Source organism: Pseudarthrobacter sp. TE3704 (genome assembly GCF_056279405.1).
Map to the genome: position 1 here is coordinate 1 of NZ_JBWCCJ010000009.1, position 16775 is coordinate 16775.

Sequence of the window (16775 nt, forward strand, 5' to 3'; positions counted from 1 at the left end):
ACATTTCAACCAATTCATAAAAACAAATCGGTATCAACAAACTTGGCACACTATTGAGTTCTCAAACAACAGACACACCCGGCACCACCACAACCACAGTCGCGGCTCGCTCCGGAGCAACTTTTCAAACTTACCCGATCCCCCACCCCGACGCAAATCCATATTCCAGGACCCGCACCGGCAGGAAAACCAGCCCCACCCAAAACCGGCACGCTCAAAAGCGAACCATTTTCAGGCCGTTCATCAAGGGGGGTTGGCCGCTATCTTTCCGCATCAGCGGCGGCGACTCAGAAAACAATACACGCCCCACAACCCCACCGCAAATCGCCGCCCCGGGAGCTTAAAACCCGCGGAATGACGTGGCGGAAAGGCTCGCAGGCCCGCCCTGGCGGCCACCCGCCGTCGTTACTAACTTCTGTGTGCTGCAGCACAGCCCACTGACCCGCTGCGCCTACTCCCCCATGCCGGGATGGACGGGCACGAAATCGATCGTGTTGCCCGAGGCTTTCCGGGCAGCCGGCGTCCGGTCATAGCCCTTTGCGTCGAGGTTGTTCCCCGCACGGAATTCCGCGAGCGCGGCGTCGTAGGCCTCGTTGAGGGTCCGGCCGGAGAACTCACCGCTGCTGCCATCGGTGAACTCAATCCTGATGCGGACGCTGGCGGGATAGTGCCGGCTCATCCGGACAAAGCCGTCCGCGTCCTGCTTGAGGGTGATCAATGGGTCCTGCTTTCGTTGGGGCTTCCAGTGTCGCGTACATCGCATTCCCTAAGAACCGGTTGCCGTCCTGCCGCACCGGGAGCATAATCGTTAGCAGAACTAATTAGCAGTGCTAAGCATTATCGCCAGGAGGCGCACCCGCACCCATGACCCCCACCACAACGAAGAACCCTCCAGCAGACCCCGTCACGCCAGACACCCTGGCCATCGACCTCCGCACCGCCGTGATGCGCACATCCCGCAGGCTCCGCGTTGAGGCAACAGGTGAAGTCATCACCCCCGGCCAGTACACCGTGCTGGCCGTCCTGAACAGCGACGGACCCCGAACCCTGCGCGCACTGGCCGAAAGCGAGCACGTGCAGGCCCCGTCCATGACCCGCATCGTCAACGCCCTTGCCGACCAGGGCTTTGTCACCCGGTCCGCGCACCCGGACGACGGCCGCCAGGTCCAGGTGGACATCACTGCCGCCGGCAAGGACGTCCTGGCCGAAGCCCGAAGCCAGCGGACCGCCTGGCTGGCCCAGCGCGTGGCACGCCTCAGCGAGGAAGACCGGGCCATCCTCAGCCGCGCCGCGCACATCATGCAGGAGATGAGCGGCCGATGAGCGCCATGTTCCGCGCCCTCGAAAACCGCAACTACCGGATCTGGGCCGGCGGCGCACTGGTGTCCAACATCGGCACCTGGATGCAGCGGATCGCCCAGGACTGGCTGGTCCTGACCGTCCTCACCAACCATGACGGTGCCGCCGTCGGCATCACCACAGGCCTGCAGTTCCTGCCCATGCTGCTGCTGGGCCCCTACGGCGGCGTGCTGGCCGACCGTTACCGCAAACGCATCATCCTGCTCTGGACCCAGCTGGCCATGGGCGTGACCGGGCTGGCCATCGGACTCCTGGTGGTCACAGGCACCGCCGAGCTGTGGCACGCCTACCTGGCCGCCCTGTGCCTGGGCATCGCCAGCGCCATCGATGCCCCGGCGCGGCAGGCCTTCGTCTCCGAACTGGTGGGACAGGACAACATCTCCAACGCCGTCGCTCTTAACTCCGCGTCCTTCAACACGGCCCGGCTCACCGGCCCCGCCATCGCCGGCGTCCTCATCGCCTGGGTGGGCACCGGCCCGGTCTTCCTGCTCAACGCGGCCAGCTACGCCGCCGTCATCATCTCGCTGTTCCTTATCCGGACCTCCGAACTGGCTCCCGCCGCACAGGCCGGGCGCGGCAAACACCAGGTGGCCGAGGGCATCAACTACGTGCGGGGCCGCCCCGACCTGATGCTGATCATGGTCCTGGTGGGCATCCTGGGCGCCTTCGGCATGAACTTCCCCATCACCAACGCGCTGATGGCCACCACGGAATTTGGCGTCGGGGCGGGCGAATTCGGCCTCCTCGGCTCCATCATGGCCGTCGGCACCCTTGCCGGCGCCCTCCTCGCGGCGCGGCGGGCCGGCCCGCGGCTGCGGTTCCTCCTGGGCGGCGCGCTGGGCCTCGGCGCCTTCACGCTCCTGGGCAGTGTCTCGCCGTCGTTCTGGCTCTACGCCGCCGTGCTGATCCCGGTGGGCCTGGCGTCCATCACGTTCCTCAATAGCTGCAACACCAGCATCCAGCTCTCGGTGGAACCGCAGTTCCGCGGCCGCGTGCTGGCCCTGTACCTGGCCATCCTGCAGGGCGGAACCGCCGTGGGTGCGCCCCTGATGGGCTGGATCGGCAGTGAGTTCGGGGCGCGCTGGGCCGTAGCGTTCGGCGGCGTTGTGGTCCTGCTCACCGGGCTGGCCGCCGTCATCGTGGTCAGCCGGAGGAGCCGGCTGACCATCCGCGGCGCGCTCCGGGTCGCGTTCAAGGGGAAGCGCGAGCCGGCTGTTTAAGGCCCCCCATCCGAGGAACGTACGACGACGACGGCCGGACGTCTGCCTTCCCCGCACCTTAGGCGGGGCTGCTCCGAGTGGCGTGTGCCGCCGTCGAACGTTAACTACTTCCTGATCTCCGCCATCCGCAGCCGGACAATCTCCTCTACGACGTCGTCCGGCAAGGGGTGCTCGGCGGTGAAGCGGATGGTTCCCTTGGACAGGGAGAAGCTTTCGAGCCGGTGTGCAACCGCCTCCACGACGGCGGGCGAGAACGGGAAGATCGAGAGGTGCTTGGCGGCGGCAACCACTCCCACCAGAGGCTTTCCGTCCAGCTTCAGGGCGGGCATGCCGTAACTCATCCCCTCCGTAGTGTCCGGAGCCACCGCCCGGGCGATGCCCACCACGTGCTGCAGGCAGCCGCGGTCCGGCTCGGGCAGGTCTGCCAGCGAATCGTCAACGACGCCCACGGCCAGGCTCAGCTCTTTTTGGCGGCCACTGCGGAGGCCAAGGATTTGAGCCCGCGTTCGAAGTCCGAGCCCACCAGCTTGTCCATGTTCATGAAGAGGGCGAACAGCTTGGCCGCGCCCTTGTTCTCGCCGGTCATCCGCCACGTGACTTCCGTGCCGCCCGGCGCCGGAGTAAAGGTGAACGACGTAGGGTTCAGCGCTTTGAAGGGTTTGGTGAACTGCAGCCGGACCTTGACCTCTCGTGCCGGCACGGACTCCACGATCTCCATGGTTCCGCTTCCGGCCTTGCGGTTGCCGCTCCACTCATAGCCCGCCCCCACGCCCGCGTCGGCGCCGAAGTAGCGCCGGCTCATGCCGGGGTCCACGTTCTCCCAGGGGGACCAGGCCGTCCACTCGTGGAAGCTGTTGACCAGCGGAAAGATCTCTTCGGCAGAGGCAGGAATGACCGCGCTGCGGCGGACTTCATAAGTGGACATGGCCCCAGCTTAGGAGCCGGGGCCACCCCTGAACAGGCAACGCGGGGCCAGTTTTAGCCCAAAAATGCTCAATTATTGGGCAAGGAACGACCCTCCCCGCCCGCACCCTAGCCTCGCCAGCTCGGCCAGGGAACCCTGCGGGCGTGGGCCCAGGGTTCCAGTAAGCCGCAGAAGCTAGGCCCGGGACGAATCCCCGAGCACCACGTTCACCGGCTCCTTGCCCTCAAGCAGCAGCCCGATCTGTTTCCGGATAAGCCGGACCATCCGCGGGAACATGGCGGAGCTGGCGCCGCCCACGTGCGGGGTGATCAGCACGCCGGGGGTGGTCCACAACGGGTGGCCCGCCGGCAGCGGCTCCGGATCCGTGACGTCCAGGGCTGCACGGAGCCGGCCGGTGGAGGTCTCGGCCAGCAGTGCCTCGGTGTCAGCCACCGGCCCGCGGGCCACGTTTACCAGCAGGGCGCCGTCCGGCATTGCGGCCAGGAACTTCGCGTCCACCAGCTGCTGGGTCGCTTCGCTCAAGGGAACGCTGACCACCACAATCTCGTGCAGCGGCAGCTGTTCGTACAGCGCATCGATCCCGTGAATCGTCCCATTGGAGTCTTCGCGCTCCCGGCTGGCCATCCGCGTCACCTCGGCTTCGAAGGGCAGCAGCCGTGCCTCGACGGCCTTGCCCACTCCCCCGTATCCCACGAGCAGCACGCGCCGGTCGGCCAGGCTGGGCCGCTGGGTGTTGTCCCACGTTCCGCTGGCCTGGTTCCGGACGAAGTCCGGGATTCCCCGCTGGCTGGCGATCATCATGCCCAACGCAAGCTCCGCCGTCGATGTCTCGTGGACCCCCGCCGCGTTGGCGAAAACGCAACCGTCCGGCAGGACGTCCGCGACGCCGTCGTACCCGATCGACTGGCTTTGGACCAGCCCGACGTCCACGCCCTCAAGCGCGGCCAGCGTCGCCGTCTTCCCCATATAGCCCGGAACCAGCAGGTCGAGCCGGCCCTCGGGTGCCGGGCCGGTGAGGTCCCAGAGGACAAAGTCGACGCCGTCCATGGGCTCCAGCGCGTCCAGCAGCTTCTGGTCGGGCAGGCACACCCGCAGCTGGCCGGTCACGCCGCCACCATAATCATGTCCAGTGCGGGTCCAAAAACGTCCATGTCGCCTTCCCTTGGCTGCGAAGCCGGGCCTTTTCGCCACCGGCAGTTACTTCCGCTACCAAACCTACTTTGTGCCCTGCGGTGGACGGTTGCTTTGCCCACTCTGCGGACGCGGGGAAGCGCTTGTCATGTGTGTGACAGGCCCTCCGATCCTGTAAATTTAAGGGAGGAATTGTCCGGCCAGCGAGCGGCGTTCCAACCCTCCCCCTTGAATGGATTCCTTCCCCATGTCTTCCGCGATTTCCGCGCCGGCGCCTGCCCGTTTCCCGTACGCCGCGATGGTTGTTTTGGCCACCATCGCGTTCACCGCCATCACCACCGAACTCCTCCCGTCCGGGCTGCTGCCGCAGATCAGCGCGGGCCTGAACGTGTCCGAGCCGGTAGCCGGTTACCTGGCTGCCGCCTACGCAGCCGTCATTGTGGTCACGGTGGTTCCGGCTGCCCGGCTGCTGGCCCGGATCCCCCGGCATGCACTGCTGGTGAGCCTTGTCCTGACGTTCGCGGTCAGCAACGCCTGGGTGGGGCTTGCACCGGACTTTACGACGGCGATGATCGCCCGGCTGGTGGGCGGTCTGGCGCACGGGCTGCTGTGGACCACCATGGCCCCGTTCGTCACCAGGGTGGTCCCGCCGAACAAGGTGGGCAAGGCCCTGGCGATCGTGTTCAGCGGCAACAGCCTGGGCCTGGCCATCGGCGCGCCCGTGGGTACGGCACTGGGCGGGTTGCTCGGCTGGCGCGCGGCGTTCCTGGTGCTGGCCGGTTTCGGGCTGCTCCTGACGGTCCTGGCGTTTTTCCTCCTGCCGCGGGTGCAGCGCATTTCCGACGCCGTCCGCCCGTCGCTTCGCCGGGCGATCGCCGAGCCGGGCGTCAAGTCGGTGGCCATCGCCTGGCCGCTGCTGGTCCTGGCCCACTTCGCACTGTTCACCTACATCGCGCCGTTCATCCGCGAAGCGTCGCTGCCCGACTACGCCATCAGCCTCTCCCTCACCGTGCTGGGCGCCTCTGGCCTGCTGGGCATCTGGGTGGCGGGCCTCACGGTGGATTCGCATCCACGCCGTTCGTTGCTGATCACGACGGCGGCCATCGCCCTGTCGATGTTCCTGTTGCCTCTCGCCGTGGGCAACCTTCCGGTGGCGCTGGCGCTGATGACGGTCTGGGGCGCTGGCCTGGGCGCGATCGGCATCTACAACCAGTCCGCCATCCTGCGCGCGGGCGGGGAATACCGGGAGGCAGCCAACGGCCTCACCGTGCTCACCATCCAGCTGGGCATCACCATCGGTGCACTGTACGGCTCGGCTGCGCTGGTGACCGGCGGCGCGCTGCTGGTTCCCGTTGCTGCTGCCCTGCCGGTTGTGGCCGCGCTGGTGATCACCCTGGCGGGCAAGAAGTACGCGTACCCGCCGGGTCCGCGGGAGCGGGTCTGGCTGGAGCCGCGGCCCGTGAAGGAGCCGGTGAACTAACCCAAGGCACAGCTCCGGGCGGACCGTCTTCATCTCGATCGTCGCGGGCCTGGCCACGCAGACATCCCTGGTGAACGTGTTCGCCGGGATGCAGCTCGCCTTCACGGACGCCATCCGCGTGGACGACGTGGTGGTGGTGCAGAAGGAATGGGGCCGGATCCTGCCCTCGACGTACTTCACCACCACCCCGTTCGAGAACTGGACCCGCCGGATGTCCGAGGTGACGGGCACGGTGGAGTTCGACTGGCGTGCCCCCGTGGAGGACATGCGCGCCGAGTTGCGCCGCGTCCTGGCCGGCACGGAACTGTGGGACCAGCGCGTGGGCGTCCTGCAGATCACCGACGCCACCGGCGGCTTCGTCCGGGTCCGGATCCTGGTCAGCGCCGCGGACAGCGCCGCACTCTTCGACCTGCGGTGCCTCATCCGCGAAGCTATGGTCACTTTCCTGCAGCAGGGCCATCCGCACGCCCTGCCCCACCAGCGCTGGGAACACGCGGCGTCCGACGGCGGCACCCCCACCCAGCGCAAGGGGCCCCTACGCGGGCTGGGTTCGCCCGCCGCCAGCGGTGCCCGGCCGCCCGCCGACCCGCACGAATCCCAGCTCTTCACCGGATCCATCGAGGCCGTGGAGCGTTCACGCGCCTTCACAGGCCCCGGCGACGAGGTGTTTGAAGATCGGGACAAAAACCTGGCATCCAGAAACTAGAACCCTTGATAGGTGACCATATGGTCACCTATCATTGGAAGCATGGACGACGTGTTCAAGGCACTTTCCGACCCCACCCGCCGGGACCTGCTCGATGAGCTGTTCCGTGAGGACGGCCAGACCCTGAGTGCGCTTGAGGCACGCTTCGACATGACCCGGTTCGGTATCGCCAAGCACCTCCGCCTTCTGGAGGATGCAGGCCTGGTGGTGACCCGCCGTCGGGGACGGGAAAAGCTGCACTTCCTGAACCCGGTACCCATTCGGCTGGTCCACGACCGCTGGGTCAGCAAATACGCAGAACCATGGGCCGCTGGCCTCAGCGACCTCAAATCCAGATTGGAAAGTCCCATGGAAAAGATCTTCGAAATCTACATCAAGACCACTCCGGAACGGCTCTGGGAAGCCATTACGGACAGCAACATCCGCAGCAAGTACCAGTTCGGGAACACCATCGAAACGGACTGGACCCCGGGCAGCAGCTTCACCATCAACAACGTCAACGCCGGCGCACCCCTGGGCGAAGGCGAAAACCTGGAAGTGGACCCGCCGCGCCGGCTCGTCCAGACCATGCGCGCCCTGTGGGGCGAGGACGTCAAGGCCGAAGGCACCTCCAAGGTCACCTGGGACATCGAACCCGTGGGTGATTCCTGCCGCCTCACCGTCACGCACAGCGACCTCCGTGAGGGCGCCAACGAGCAGCTCTACGGTGGCTGGCCCATGATCCTCTCCGGCCTCAAGACCTGGCTCGAAACCGGCGAGAAGCTGACCACGCCCGGCTCGCTGATGTACACCTGACTCCCCACGACGGCTGGCTGCAGCCGGACAACGCCGTGTGGCTCCGGCTTTCCTAGCAGCTGGGACGGGGCGGTTGGCTATCCGGCTGATGGCCGGTTCCGGCCGTCCCAACCCCGGTGCCGCAGGTTGCGGGTGGCCACCAGCGAGCCGCCGATGAAGAGCACGCCCAGCACCACCGTGGCGACGCCCACGTAGAACCAGCCGCCCTGGCCAAAGATCATCAGCGCCACGCCCAGCAGGCACAGGCCTTTCGCGGTGATATCCAGGTACAGCTGCACCTTCGGGTTGCCCATACCTCCACGATAAACCCGCCGGCGGCCCTCTGTGCGAGGCTGCCGGGCGATGAAGCTACTGTTCGTGCTGCCGCCACAGCAGGCTCACGCCAAGCGTCACAACGCACAGGACCAGCATGGCCAGGACCATCCGCGCCCAGCTTCCCTGGTCCACGCCGCCGCTGGCAAAGACGCCGATCATCACGGTGGCCGTGATGGCACCGACGTACCGGCAGGTCTGGTAGATACCCGCCGCCACGCCGCGCTCCTGCGGCCGGGTGGAGACGAACATGCCCTGGTTGGAGGCGATGCCCACCGTTCCGTACGGGATCCCCATCAGCGCGGTCAGCACCACCACCAGCGGGATGGCCAGCGACCCGGTCAACAGCCACATCAGGGCGGCGACCAGTGTCAGGAGGACGACGCCGGCGAGCAGCACCCGCCGCACGCCGAACCGTCCCATCGCCCGCACGGCCCACGGCGTCGCCACCACGGACATGGCGGCGAGCGGAAGCATCAGCAGGCCCACCACGCCGGCGTTGTAGCCACCGGCTTCCTGCAGCAGCTGGGGCAGGCCGAAGAACACAAAGTAGTAGACGCTGCTGAATACCGCGAAGCCCAGGTACACCAGCATCAGCGGCCTGTTCCGCCCCAGCAGCCGCAGGTCCAGGAACGGCCGGTTGAACCGCAGCTCCCGCCAGGCGAACAGCGCGGCAATTCCGGTACCTGCGGCCAGCATCCACCAGCGGTAGTCCGGGGCGACGTTGAGCGCGGCCATCATCACCAACAGGAGCGCGGTGACGAAGGCCAGGATCCCGGGAATGTCCGAGTCCCGCAGCAGGTCCGCAACGCTCCCCCGTTCGCGGGCTTCGTCCGGCGGGGCCGCCTGCCGCACGATGAGCAGTGCGGCCAGCGCCAGCGGGACGTTGATGAGGAAGAGCGCCTCCCAGCCCACCAAGCTGACGAGCAGGCCGCCGACGACGGGCCCGACGGCGGCCGCCGACGTGTTGGCCATCTGGAGCCGTCCCAGCGGGCGGGCCGCCTCCACCCCGGCACGGTGGGCAATGGCACCGACCATCACCACGGCACTGGGATAGGCGGTGGCCGTTCCCAGCGCCATCACCGCCCGCGCCACGCAGAGCAGGGCAAAGTTCGGGGCCAGCGGGGCGAGCGCGCAAATGAGGGCCACCAGCGCCATGCCGAGCATAAACATCCGCCGGGGCCCGAACCGGTCGGCCAGCCTGCCCATCACCGGTTGGCCCGCGGCGGAGGCGAGGTAGAAGGAGGTGACCACCCAGGTGACCGCGGCAACGTCGAGCCCGAAATCCGCACGGAGCACCACCAGTGCCACGGCAATCATCGAGGAGTTGAGGGGGTTCAGTGCCGTGCCCAGGCTGAGTCCGGCGACGGCCAGGCCAGTCCGGGGTTTGTTGCTCACGGAAACAGTCTGGTGCACGGCGCTGCCCACCGGCGACTTTGATGACCCGGCGCGGCTACTTTCCGGCCGGCGTCAGGGGGAACAGGGCGTCCTCCACTGCCCGGGTAAGATCGCGGATGGCGTCGGCCTGTTCGGGCTCTTCGGTGCCTTCGGGGTTCTCGGTGTAAATCACCAGCGCAAAGGTGGAGCCGCGGTACGTCAGGAGCGCGGCGTCGTGGAGTTCCCCGCCGATCTCGCCGTACTTGTGGTGCACGTCGATCCCCGCCCGGGACCCGGCGGGGATGAGGTCGTCGTTGTTGGTGTCCTTCATGTAACTGAGCAGCTCGGCGGTGTTGTCCGCGTTGAGCAGGTCCCCGGCGTACAGCTGCTTGAGGACCAGTGCCATGTCGGCCGGGGTCAGGAGATTCTGTTCCGGGTCGTAGGTGACACCGATGGACGCGGCGTAGTCGATGAGGCGCGGGTAGCCCACGGCGTCCATCAGGAGCAGCCATGAGTCGTTGTTGCTCTGGTTCACCATGGCTTCCATCTGGAAGGCGGCGTCGTAGTCGCCCAGGGGTTCGTCGAGGCTTGCTTCCCCCGTTTCCACCAGGTGGTAGTAGGCCGCAGCGGTGATGATCTTCGCGGTGCTGGCAGCCGCGAAAACGTCGCTGTCACCAAACGCCAGGGCGGCATCACCGGAGACGTCGGCCAGTGCCAGCCCGATCCGGTAGTCCCCGGCCTCCTCGAGGATGGACTCGACGTTGTCCCGGAGGGAGTCCGGTGCCTGGGCCACGGGCGACGCCGCGACCGTGGGAACCGGTGCGGAAGTACTCGCAGAGGGTTGCGAGCGGACCACGGCAAGGACCACGGTGGCAACAATAACCAGCGCAACCGCACACAACAGCAGCACAAGCTTCCTGCGCCCGCGGCGGGCGGTACGTATTTCCGGCACAGCCTGGGGCTCCACTGGGTGCACGGGCATGGGTGCTCCTGTCACAACTCAAAATCGGTCAGCTTTCCGCGCGCCCCAGTGCACACAGGTGCTGATTAGATCATCCGAGATTGGGAGGCTCCTGAGAGGCCGCCGTCAGCGGGTGCGCGCCGAGAGCGCCGCGTCCAGGAACTCCAGGTGTGCCGGGGCTACCCGGACGGTGCTGCCGGCATACTCCGGGTGCTTGGTGAGGAACTTCTTGATGAACGGGCAGACGGGGACGATGCCCTCGCCGGCCGCCACGGTGTCATCCAGGGCGACCGTGGCCAGCTGGCCCGCCAGGCCCTGGCCGCCGTACTCCTCGTTGACCACCGTGTGGTAGAAAATCCGCTGGGGTGAAGCGCCGCCGTCGTACTCCTTGTACGCCGCCTTGCCAATCACGTTTCCGGCGTCGAGGATCTCGAAACGCTGGCGCCCGGCGTTGTGGCGGACGGTAATTTCACTCAATGGCTTCTCCTTCGTAGCGGCCCCTGCACAGGATAACCCGGAACAGTTCCGAACTATTTCTGCTGACGTGGGCTCCCAGGCCTTGTAGGGTCGTGGGCACTGGATATCGAATCCCGGTGGGCAAAATGACCCATATGCCGCCGGGCCCGTGACGAAGGAGAGAACATGGCAGTCAACGACGACGAAGCACAGGTCCTGGACCAGTGGAGCAACCGGCTGGCCCAGGCACTGCAGATCCTGGACATGGACGTGGACCACGAACTGCTCCTGGACCTGGCACGGAAGTCCGCGGACTCGGTGATCCACGCCGCGGCTCCCGTCACCACGTTCCTGGTGGGCTACGCCGCCGGGCTAGATGCCGGGACTGGCAGCGCGGGTACCAGGGAAGCCTCATCCGCTGCCGTGGAGAAGGCCGCCCGGGTGGCCTTCCAGCTGTGCGACGACGGCCCCAACGGCGGTCCTGCCAGCCGGGGCTGGGCGGACACGGCGCAGTAGCAGGAATCCCCGCCTTATGGACAAATCCCCGCTGGACGCCACGGGGAAAAGTCCATCAGGCGGGGAGTTATGGCTCCTGCACCAAGGGACGGCAGAGCTTCCGGCTCAGCCCGCCGCCGTCGGCTCCTCTTCCAGGGCAAGCACGCGCTCGAGCCGGACGATGACGGCCTTCGACGCCGGCGTCTGGCTTCCCTCCGCCACGCTTTCCAGCGGCACCAGGACGTTGGCCTCGGGATAGTACGCCGCGGCGCATCCCCTGGCGGACGGGTAGGAGACCACCCGGTAGTTCCGCAGCACCCGGTCCACGCCATCCGAATACACACCATGGATGTCCACGTGCTGCCCGTCCTCGAGGCCCAGCTCGGTGAGGTCTTCGGGGTTCACGAAAACCACCTCACGGCCCTTCTTGATGCCGCGGTACCTGTCGTTGTGCCCGTAAATAGTGGTGTTGAACTGGTCGTGCGAGCGCATGGTCTGCAGGATCAGGGTCCCCGCGGGGCGTTCCACGTGCTCCAGCTCATTAACCGTGAGGATGGCCTTGCCGGTGGGCGTGTTGAACGTGCGGGAATCGCGGGGCCCGTTGGGCAGGATAAACCCGCCCTCCTGCCGGATCTTCCGGTTGTAGTCCTCGCACCCGTTCACCACGTGGGAGATGTGGTCCCGGATCACGTCGTAGTCCTTTTCGAATCCGGCCCAGTCCGCGGAGGTCCGGTCGCCCAGCACGGCGGCGGCGAGCCTGCAGACGATGGCCACCTCGGACAGCAGCCCCGGCGCCACGGGTTCCACGGTGCCGTGCGAGGCGTGCACGGCACAGACGGTATCCTCCACCGAGACGAACTGCGGTCCGGATTCCTGCCGGTCGATTTCCGTCCGGCCCAGCGTGGGCAGGATCAGCGCCTCGGCCCCTGTCACGCCATGTGAGTGGTTGAGCTTCGTGGAGATCTGGACCGACAGCTCGGTCTTTTCCATCGCTGCTTCGGCCGCGTGCGTGTCCGAAATGGCTCCCACAAAATTGCCGCCGAGGGCGATAAAGGCCTTGATGCCGCCGTCGCGCATTGCCCGGACCGTCTGGACGGCGTCCAGCCCGTGGTCCCGCGGCGGCTCAAAATCGAACTCCCGCCCCAGGGCGTCCAGGAAGGCCGGTGGCATCTGTTCCCAGATGCCCATCGTCCTGTCGCCCTGGACGTTGCTGTGACCGCGGATGGGCGAGGCGCCTGCGCCCGGCTTTCCGATGTTGCCGCGGAGCAGCAGGAGGTTGATGATCTCCTTGATGGTGGCCACGCCTTTCTTCTGCTGCGTGATGCCCATGGCCCAGGTGATGATCACCTTGTCAGCAGCGAGGTAACGGGCTGCAAGCTCGTCGATTTCCTCCGTGCGCAGCCCGGTGGCCTCGAGGACAGCGGCTTCGTCCAGCCGGGAGAGGTGGGCCTTGAGCTCCTCCAGCCCGTCACAGTGCTCCGCAAGGAACTGATGGTCCAGCACCGTGCCGGGGTTCGCTGCCTCGGCCTCGAGGACGCGCTTGGAGATGGCTTGCAGCAGCGCCATGTCGCCGCCGATCCGCACCTGCAGGAACTGGTCCGCCAGGTCCGTGCCGCGCCCGATGATGCCCTTCACCTTCTGCGGGTTCTTGTACCGCATCAGGCCGGCCTCCGGCAGCGGATTCACGGCGACGATGTTCGCCCCGGCCTCCTTGGCCTCCTCCAGCGCGGTGAGCATCCGCGGATGGTTGGTGCCCGGGTTCTGCCCCATGATGATGATCAGGTCCGCCTTGGCGAAGTCGTCATAGGAGACCGTGGCCTTGCCCACGCCGATGGTTTGCCCCATGCCCCACCCGGAGGACTCGTGGCACATGTTGGAGCAGTCCGGCAGGTTGTTGGTGCCGTAGGCCCGGATGAACAGCTGATAGAGGAAGGCGGCCTCGTTGGACGTCCTGCCGCTCGTGTAGAACGCGGCCTGGTTGGGGTCAGGAAGGGACTTGAGCTTGTCCGCGATGATGCTGAACGCCTGCTCCCAGCTGACCGGCCGGTAGTGGTCCTCCCCCGCCTTCTTGTACACGGGCTCGGTCAGGCGGCCCTGCATGCCCAGCCAGTACTCGGACCGGTGCCGCAACTCGCTGACGGGGTGCTCGTCCCAGAACTCCCTGCCGATGACCACGGGAGTGGCCTCCCAGGTCACCGCCTTCGCCCCGTTTTCACAGAACTCGAACGTCTTGCGGTGGCCGGGATCAGGCCACGCGCAGCTCATGCAATCAAATCCGTCCTTCTGGTTCAGCGCCAGCAGGGTCTTCCGCGAGCGCTCCACGCCCATGTGCTTGAGCGCCGGCTGCATCGAGTGGTAGACCCCGGGCACACCGGCGGCCCAGGTTTTGGGATGGCCGGTCACTTCCAGTTCGGACTCGTCCGCTTCCTGGACTTTCGGGTTCTTGCGCGTCACGCTGCACACTCCTCGGCTGTTCCTGGTCCCCGCAAGCCACGGCACACGCCGGCGGGCCAACTTCTTCCACAGTTGTTCAGCAGGTCATGGAAGTCAAGGGAATGACGACGGCGGCACCCGCCCGCGTTAGGCTGGTTCCCAAGGCTGAAGCAAGCGGCCGCAGGAACTTCTGTGCGGAGCCCCTCATGCCCGACGATCGTGCCCTCGCCGCCCTCGCGGCGTCTTCCTTCTCCCTGCCGGACCTGCGGGACGGCCAGCTGGCCGGCATCAGCGCCTTGGCCGGCGGCCGCGACGTCCTGGCAGTGATGCCCACCGGCTACGGCAAATCCGCCATCTACCAGGTCGCGGCGCAGCACCTGCACACCGAAACAGGACGTCCCGCCGTCGTGGTTTCACCGCTTATTGCCCTGCAGGAGGACCAGCAGGACGGTCTGGCCGGCGACCTTGGCGACCAGGCGGCCGTCACCATCAATTCCTCGCACAGCGATTCCGAGGTGGACGCCGCGTGGCAGGCCGTCGAATCCGGAGAGGCCACCTTCGTGTTCCTTGCCCCGGAGCAGCTGGCCAAACAGGACACCGTGGACCGCATCGCCGCCCTGGATATCACGCTGTTCGTGGTGGACGAGGCGCACTGCGTCTCCTCCTGGGGCCACGACTTCCGGCCCGACTATCTCAGCCTGGGCAACGTCCGCGAGCGGCTGGGCAGCCCGCCCGTGGCCGCCCTCACCGCCACCGCCTCCCCGCCCGTCCGGGACGAGATCGTGGAGCGGCTGGGCATGAAGGACCCGCTGGTGCTGGTCCGCGGCTTCGACCGGCCCAACATCAGCCTGGACGTGGTCCGCCACCAGGAGGACAGGGGCAAGCGGAAGGCCGTGCTGGCGCAGGTGGCCGGGCTGGCCCGCGACGGGCACGGACTCCTCTATGCAGCCACGCGGAAGGACACCGAAAAGTACGCCGAAAAGCTCGCCGCGGAAGGGCTGCGGACGGAGGCATACCACGCGGGCCGGTCCGCCGGGGACAGGGAGCGGATCCACGAGCAGTTCCTCGACGACGCCCTGGACATTGTTGTGGCCACCACCGCTTTTGGCATGGGGATCGACAAACCCAACGTCCGTTTTGTGGCCCACGCGGACATTCCCGAGTCGCTTGACGCCTACTACCAGGAGATCGGCCGCGCCGGGCGTGACGGCCAGCCGGCGGCCGCGGTGCTGCACTACCGCGCCGAGGACCTGGGGCTGCGGAAGTTCTTCAGCACGAGTTCCCCGGATCCGGAACGGCTGCTGGCTGTGCTGAAGGTCCTCAAGGCCGCAGGTGGTTTCACGCCGAAGTCCTCGCTGGCCGAGCTGGCCGGGTTCCCGGTCCGCCGCGTCACCGGACTGGTCAACCAGCTGGAGGAGGCGGGCGCGGTCACCACAGGCAAGCGCGGCATCCGCCTCGCCTCGAAAGCCAAGCTGCCCGCCCTGGTGGAGCGCGCCGTCGAACTCGCCGAGGCCCGGCAGCGCGTTGAGCAGTCCCGCCTCACCATGATGCGCGCCTACGCGGAGACGGACGGCTGCCGGCGGCAGTTCCTGCTGGGCTACTTCGGCGAGGACCTTCCGGAACCGTGCGGCAACTGCGATGGCTGTGCCGACGCCGCGGCGCGGAATGTGCAGCCGAGTGACAAGGCGCACGACGGCGGCGGTGCAGCTTCCGCCGCTGCGGACGAGCCGTTTCCCCTCCAATCAGCCGTGGTCCACAAGGAGTGGGGACCGGGGCTGGTGATGCGGCATGAGGACGACGTGATCACTGTCCTGTTCGAGCAGGAGGGGTATAAGACGCTGTCCCGGACCGCCGTCGTGGAGCATGAACTCCTCAAGCCGGCTTAGGTAGGCTGGGAGGAGACTCCAACGAAAGGCCCGCCTCGTGGAAGTACCCTCAATTGTCTGGACCCTGACCGTCGCCGGAATTGTTGGCCTGCTGGCTTTCGACTTCTTTTTCCACGTGCGGAAGGCACACACGCCCGCACTCAAGGAATCGGCCATCTGGTCCGCCATCTATGTGGGAATCGCGGTGCTCTTCGGGCTCGGCGTGTTCCTGTTCGGCGGGGCCACCATGGGCACGGAGTACTTTGCCGGGTACATCACGGAGAAGGCGCTGTCCGTGGACAACCTCTTCGTGTTCCTGATCATCATGGCCAGCTTCAAGGTGCCCCGCGCGGACCAGCAGAAGGTGCTGCTGTTCGGCATCGTGTTCTCGCTGATCGCCCGCACTGCCTTCATCTTCCTGGGCGCCGCACTGATCAACAGCTTCGCGTGGGTGTTCTACATCTTCGGGCTGATCCTGCTCATTACCGCCGGCAACCTGCTCCGGCCCAACAGCCACGACGATGAGTCCGAGGGCCTGGTGGTGCGGCTGGCCAAAAAGTACCTCCCGGCGTCGGCCCATTACGACGGCGACAAGCTCTTCACGATGGAGAACGGCAAACGCGTCCTCACCCCGATGCTCCTGGTGATGGTGGCCATCGGCGGCACGGACATCCTGTTCGCCCTGGACTCCATTCCGGCCATCTTCGGCCTGACCCAGAACGTGTTTATCGTGTTCACCGCCACGGCATTCTCCCTGATGGGCCTGCGTCAGCTGTTCTTCTTGATCGACGGGCTGCTGGACCGGCTGATCTTCCTCTCGTACGGGCTCGCGGCGATCCTGGGCTTCATCGGCGTGAAGCTGATCCTGCATGCCCTGCACGAAAACACCCTCCCGTTCATCAACGACGGCCAGCACGTCAACGTGGTGGAAGTGAGCACCCAGGTTTCGCTCAGCGTCATCCTGGGCGTCCTGCTGGTCACGGTCCTGGCGTCCATCTTCAGCCCCAAGGGCAAGGCCAAGAACGCCGTGTCCGGAGCGCGGCGCCACGCCATCGAATACCTGGACCTCAACTACGAGACGGACATGGTGGAGCGGGACAAGATCTTCGCCAAGATGTGCCGCGAAGAGGACCAGATCCGCAAGCTGCCCGAGAAGTACAAGCGCCTCATCCGGAACGAAACCCAGTTCCTGGAGCTGCTGCGGAACGCTCACACGGAGCACGACAAAGCCCAGGTGCGCGCGGACGCCAAGGGCTAGGA

At 66.6% G+C, this 16775-nt stretch carries 17 protein-coding genes; 8 read left to right on the forward strand and 9 right to left on the reverse strand.

The genetic code is table 11. The features are described 5' to 3' along the window. Positions 1-451: 451 nt before the first annotated feature. Positions 452-718, reverse strand: a complete 267-nt coding sequence (locus tag ACZ9BC_RS20015) for a hypothetical protein (protein WP_476247463.1) — start codon at positions 716-718, stop codon at positions 452-454. A gap of 146 nt (positions 719-864) precedes the next feature. On the opposite strand from ACZ9BC_RS20015, the gene ACZ9BC_RS20020 reads away from it, so the two are divergent. After that, the gene (locus ACZ9BC_RS20020) at positions 865-1323 is read left to right on the forward strand and encodes a MarR family winged helix-turn-helix transcriptional regulator (protein ID WP_476247464.1); all 459 of its coding nucleotides are present in this window, start codon (positions 865-867) and stop codon (positions 1321-1323) included. Continuing rightward, positions 1320-2579 (forward strand): MFS transporter, encoded by a 1260-nt coding sequence (locus ACZ9BC_RS20025; protein WP_476247465.1) that lies wholly within the window; start codon positions 1320-1322, stop codon positions 2577-2579. The genes ACZ9BC_RS20020 and ACZ9BC_RS20025 overlap by 4 nt, the downstream gene beginning before the upstream one ends. 104 nt (positions 2580-2683) lie before the next feature. Here ACZ9BC_RS20025 and ACZ9BC_RS20030 read toward each other — a convergent pair whose 3' ends face one another. The 3 genes from ACZ9BC_RS20030 to ACZ9BC_RS20040 form a co-directional block, all read right to left on the reverse strand. Continuing rightward, complete coding sequence (locus ACZ9BC_RS20030) at positions 2684-3028, reverse strand: iron chaperone (protein ID WP_476247466.1); 345 nt, start codon at positions 3026-3028, stop codon at positions 2684-2686. An 8-nt stretch (positions 3029-3036) separates the two neighbouring features. Beyond that, positions 3037-3504 (reverse strand): SRPBCC family protein, encoded by a 468-nt coding sequence (locus tag ACZ9BC_RS20035; protein ID WP_476247467.1) that lies wholly within the window; start codon positions 3502-3504, stop codon positions 3037-3039. A gap of 174 nt (positions 3505-3678) precedes the next feature. Continuing rightward, positions 3679-4611: a 2-hydroxyacid dehydrogenase gene (locus ACZ9BC_RS20040; RefSeq protein ID WP_476247468.1), complete on the reverse strand. Its 933-nt coding sequence runs from the start codon at positions 4609-4611 to the stop codon at positions 3679-3681. 271 nt (positions 4612-4882) lie between these two features. On the opposite strand from ACZ9BC_RS20040, the gene ACZ9BC_RS20045 reads away from it, so the two are divergent. The 3 genes from ACZ9BC_RS20045 (at position 4883) to ACZ9BC_RS20055 (ending at position 7616) form a co-directional block, all read left to right on the forward strand. After that, on the forward strand, positions 4883-6115 hold the full coding sequence (locus ACZ9BC_RS20045; RefSeq protein WP_476247469.1) for an MFS transporter: 1233 nt from the start codon (positions 4883-4885) through the stop codon (positions 6113-6115). 70 nt (positions 6116-6185) lie between these two features. Continuing rightward, the gene (locus ACZ9BC_RS20050; protein ID WP_476247470.1) at positions 6186-6821 is read left to right on the forward strand and encodes a mechanosensitive ion channel family protein; all 636 of its coding nucleotides are present in this window, start codon (positions 6186-6188) and stop codon (positions 6819-6821) included. Between the two features lie 42 nt (positions 6822-6863). Next, positions 6864-7616 carry an ArsR/SmtB family transcription factor gene (locus ACZ9BC_RS20055; RefSeq protein ID WP_476247471.1) on the forward strand — a complete coding sequence of 251 codons (753 nt, stop codon included), beginning with the start codon at positions 6864-6866 and terminating at the stop codon, positions 7614-7616. Positions 7617-7693: 77 nt separating this feature from the next. Here ACZ9BC_RS20055 and ACZ9BC_RS20060 read toward each other — a convergent pair whose 3' ends face one another. From ACZ9BC_RS20060 to ACZ9BC_RS20075, 4 genes are all read right to left on the reverse strand, one after another. After that, positions 7694-7909: a hypothetical protein gene (locus ACZ9BC_RS20060; protein ID WP_079599076.1), complete on the reverse strand. Its 216-nt coding sequence runs from the start codon at positions 7907-7909 to the stop codon at positions 7694-7696. A 55-nt stretch (positions 7910-7964) separates the two neighbouring features. Next, positions 7965-9326: an MFS transporter gene (locus tag ACZ9BC_RS20065; protein WP_476247472.1), complete on the reverse strand. Its 1362-nt coding sequence runs from the start codon at positions 9324-9326 to the stop codon at positions 7965-7967. Positions 9327-9381: 55 nt separating this feature from the next. Beyond that, positions 9382-10287, reverse strand: a complete 906-nt coding sequence (locus ACZ9BC_RS20070) for a serine hydrolase (protein ID WP_476247473.1) — start codon at positions 10285-10287, stop codon at positions 9382-9384. A 105-nt stretch (positions 10288-10392) separates the two neighbouring features. After that, entirely contained in the window at positions 10393-10743 is a 351-nt protein-coding gene (locus tag ACZ9BC_RS20075; RefSeq protein WP_476247474.1) for a GNAT family N-acetyltransferase, read from the reverse strand. A gap of 165 nt (positions 10744-10908) precedes the next feature. On the opposite strand from ACZ9BC_RS20075, the gene ACZ9BC_RS20080 reads away from it, so the two are divergent. Continuing rightward, positions 10909-11238 carry a DUF6457 domain-containing protein gene (locus tag ACZ9BC_RS20080; RefSeq protein WP_079599079.1) on the forward strand — a complete coding sequence of 110 codons (330 nt, stop codon included), beginning with the start codon at positions 10909-10911 and terminating at the stop codon, positions 11236-11238. 105 nt (positions 11239-11343) lie between these two features. On the opposite strand, the gene ACZ9BC_RS20085 is transcribed toward ACZ9BC_RS20080, so the two are convergent. Beyond that, positions 11344-13671, reverse strand: coding sequence for an FdhF/YdeP family oxidoreductase (locus ACZ9BC_RS20085; protein ID WP_476247475.1), 2328 nt, complete (start codon positions 13669-13671; stop codon positions 11344-11346). A gap of 185 nt (positions 13672-13856) precedes the next feature. Here ACZ9BC_RS20085 and ACZ9BC_RS20090 point away from each other — a divergent pair, with 185 nt between their 5' ends. Together ACZ9BC_RS20090 and ACZ9BC_RS20095 are read left to right on the forward strand one after the other, a co-directional pair. After that, positions 13857-15536, forward strand: a complete 1680-nt coding sequence (locus ACZ9BC_RS20090) for a RecQ family ATP-dependent DNA helicase (RefSeq protein ID WP_476247476.1) — start codon at positions 13857-13859, stop codon at positions 15534-15536. A gap of 37 nt (positions 15537-15573) precedes the next feature. Next, positions 15574-16773: a TerC family protein gene (locus tag ACZ9BC_RS20095; RefSeq protein WP_476247477.1), complete on the forward strand. Its 1200-nt coding sequence runs from the start codon at positions 15574-15576 to the stop codon at positions 16771-16773. Positions 16774-16775 lie beyond the last annotated feature (2 nt).

Bases quoted from the DNA above. Each gene is read 5' to 3' on its own strand.
- ACZ9BC_RS20025 (WP_476247465.1), top strand. From the start codon at position 1,320: ATGAGCGCCATGTTCCGCGCCCTCGAAAACCGCAACTACCGGATCTGG.
- ACZ9BC_RS20035 (WP_476247467.1), bottom strand. From the start codon at position 3,504: ATGTCCACTTATGAAGTCCGCCGCAGCGCGGTCATTCCTGCCTCTGCC.
- ACZ9BC_RS20090 (WP_476247476.1), top strand. From the start codon at position 13,857: ATGCCCGACGATCGTGCCCTCGCCGCCCTCGCGGCGTCTTCCTTCTCC.
- ACZ9BC_RS20020 (WP_476247464.1), top strand. From the start codon at position 865: ATGACCCCCACCACAACGAAGAACCCTCCAGCAGACCCCGTCACGCCA.
- ACZ9BC_RS20055 (WP_476247471.1), top strand. From the start codon at position 6,864: ATGGACGACGTGTTCAAGGCACTTTCCGACCCCACCCGCCGGGACCTG.
- ACZ9BC_RS20045 (WP_476247469.1), top strand. From the start codon at position 4,883: ATGTCTTCCGCGATTTCCGCGCCGGCGCCTGCCCGTTTCCCGTACGCC.
- ACZ9BC_RS20070 (WP_476247473.1), bottom strand. From the start codon at position 10,287: ATGCCCGTGCACCCAGTGGAGCCCCAGGCTGTGCCGGAAATACGTACC.
- ACZ9BC_RS20060 (WP_079599076.1), bottom strand. From the start codon at position 7,909: ATGGGCAACCCGAAGGTGCAGCTGTACCTGGATATCACCGCGAAAGGC.
- ACZ9BC_RS20080 (WP_079599079.1), top strand. From the start codon at position 10,909: ATGGCAGTCAACGACGACGAAGCACAGGTCCTGGACCAGTGGAGCAAC.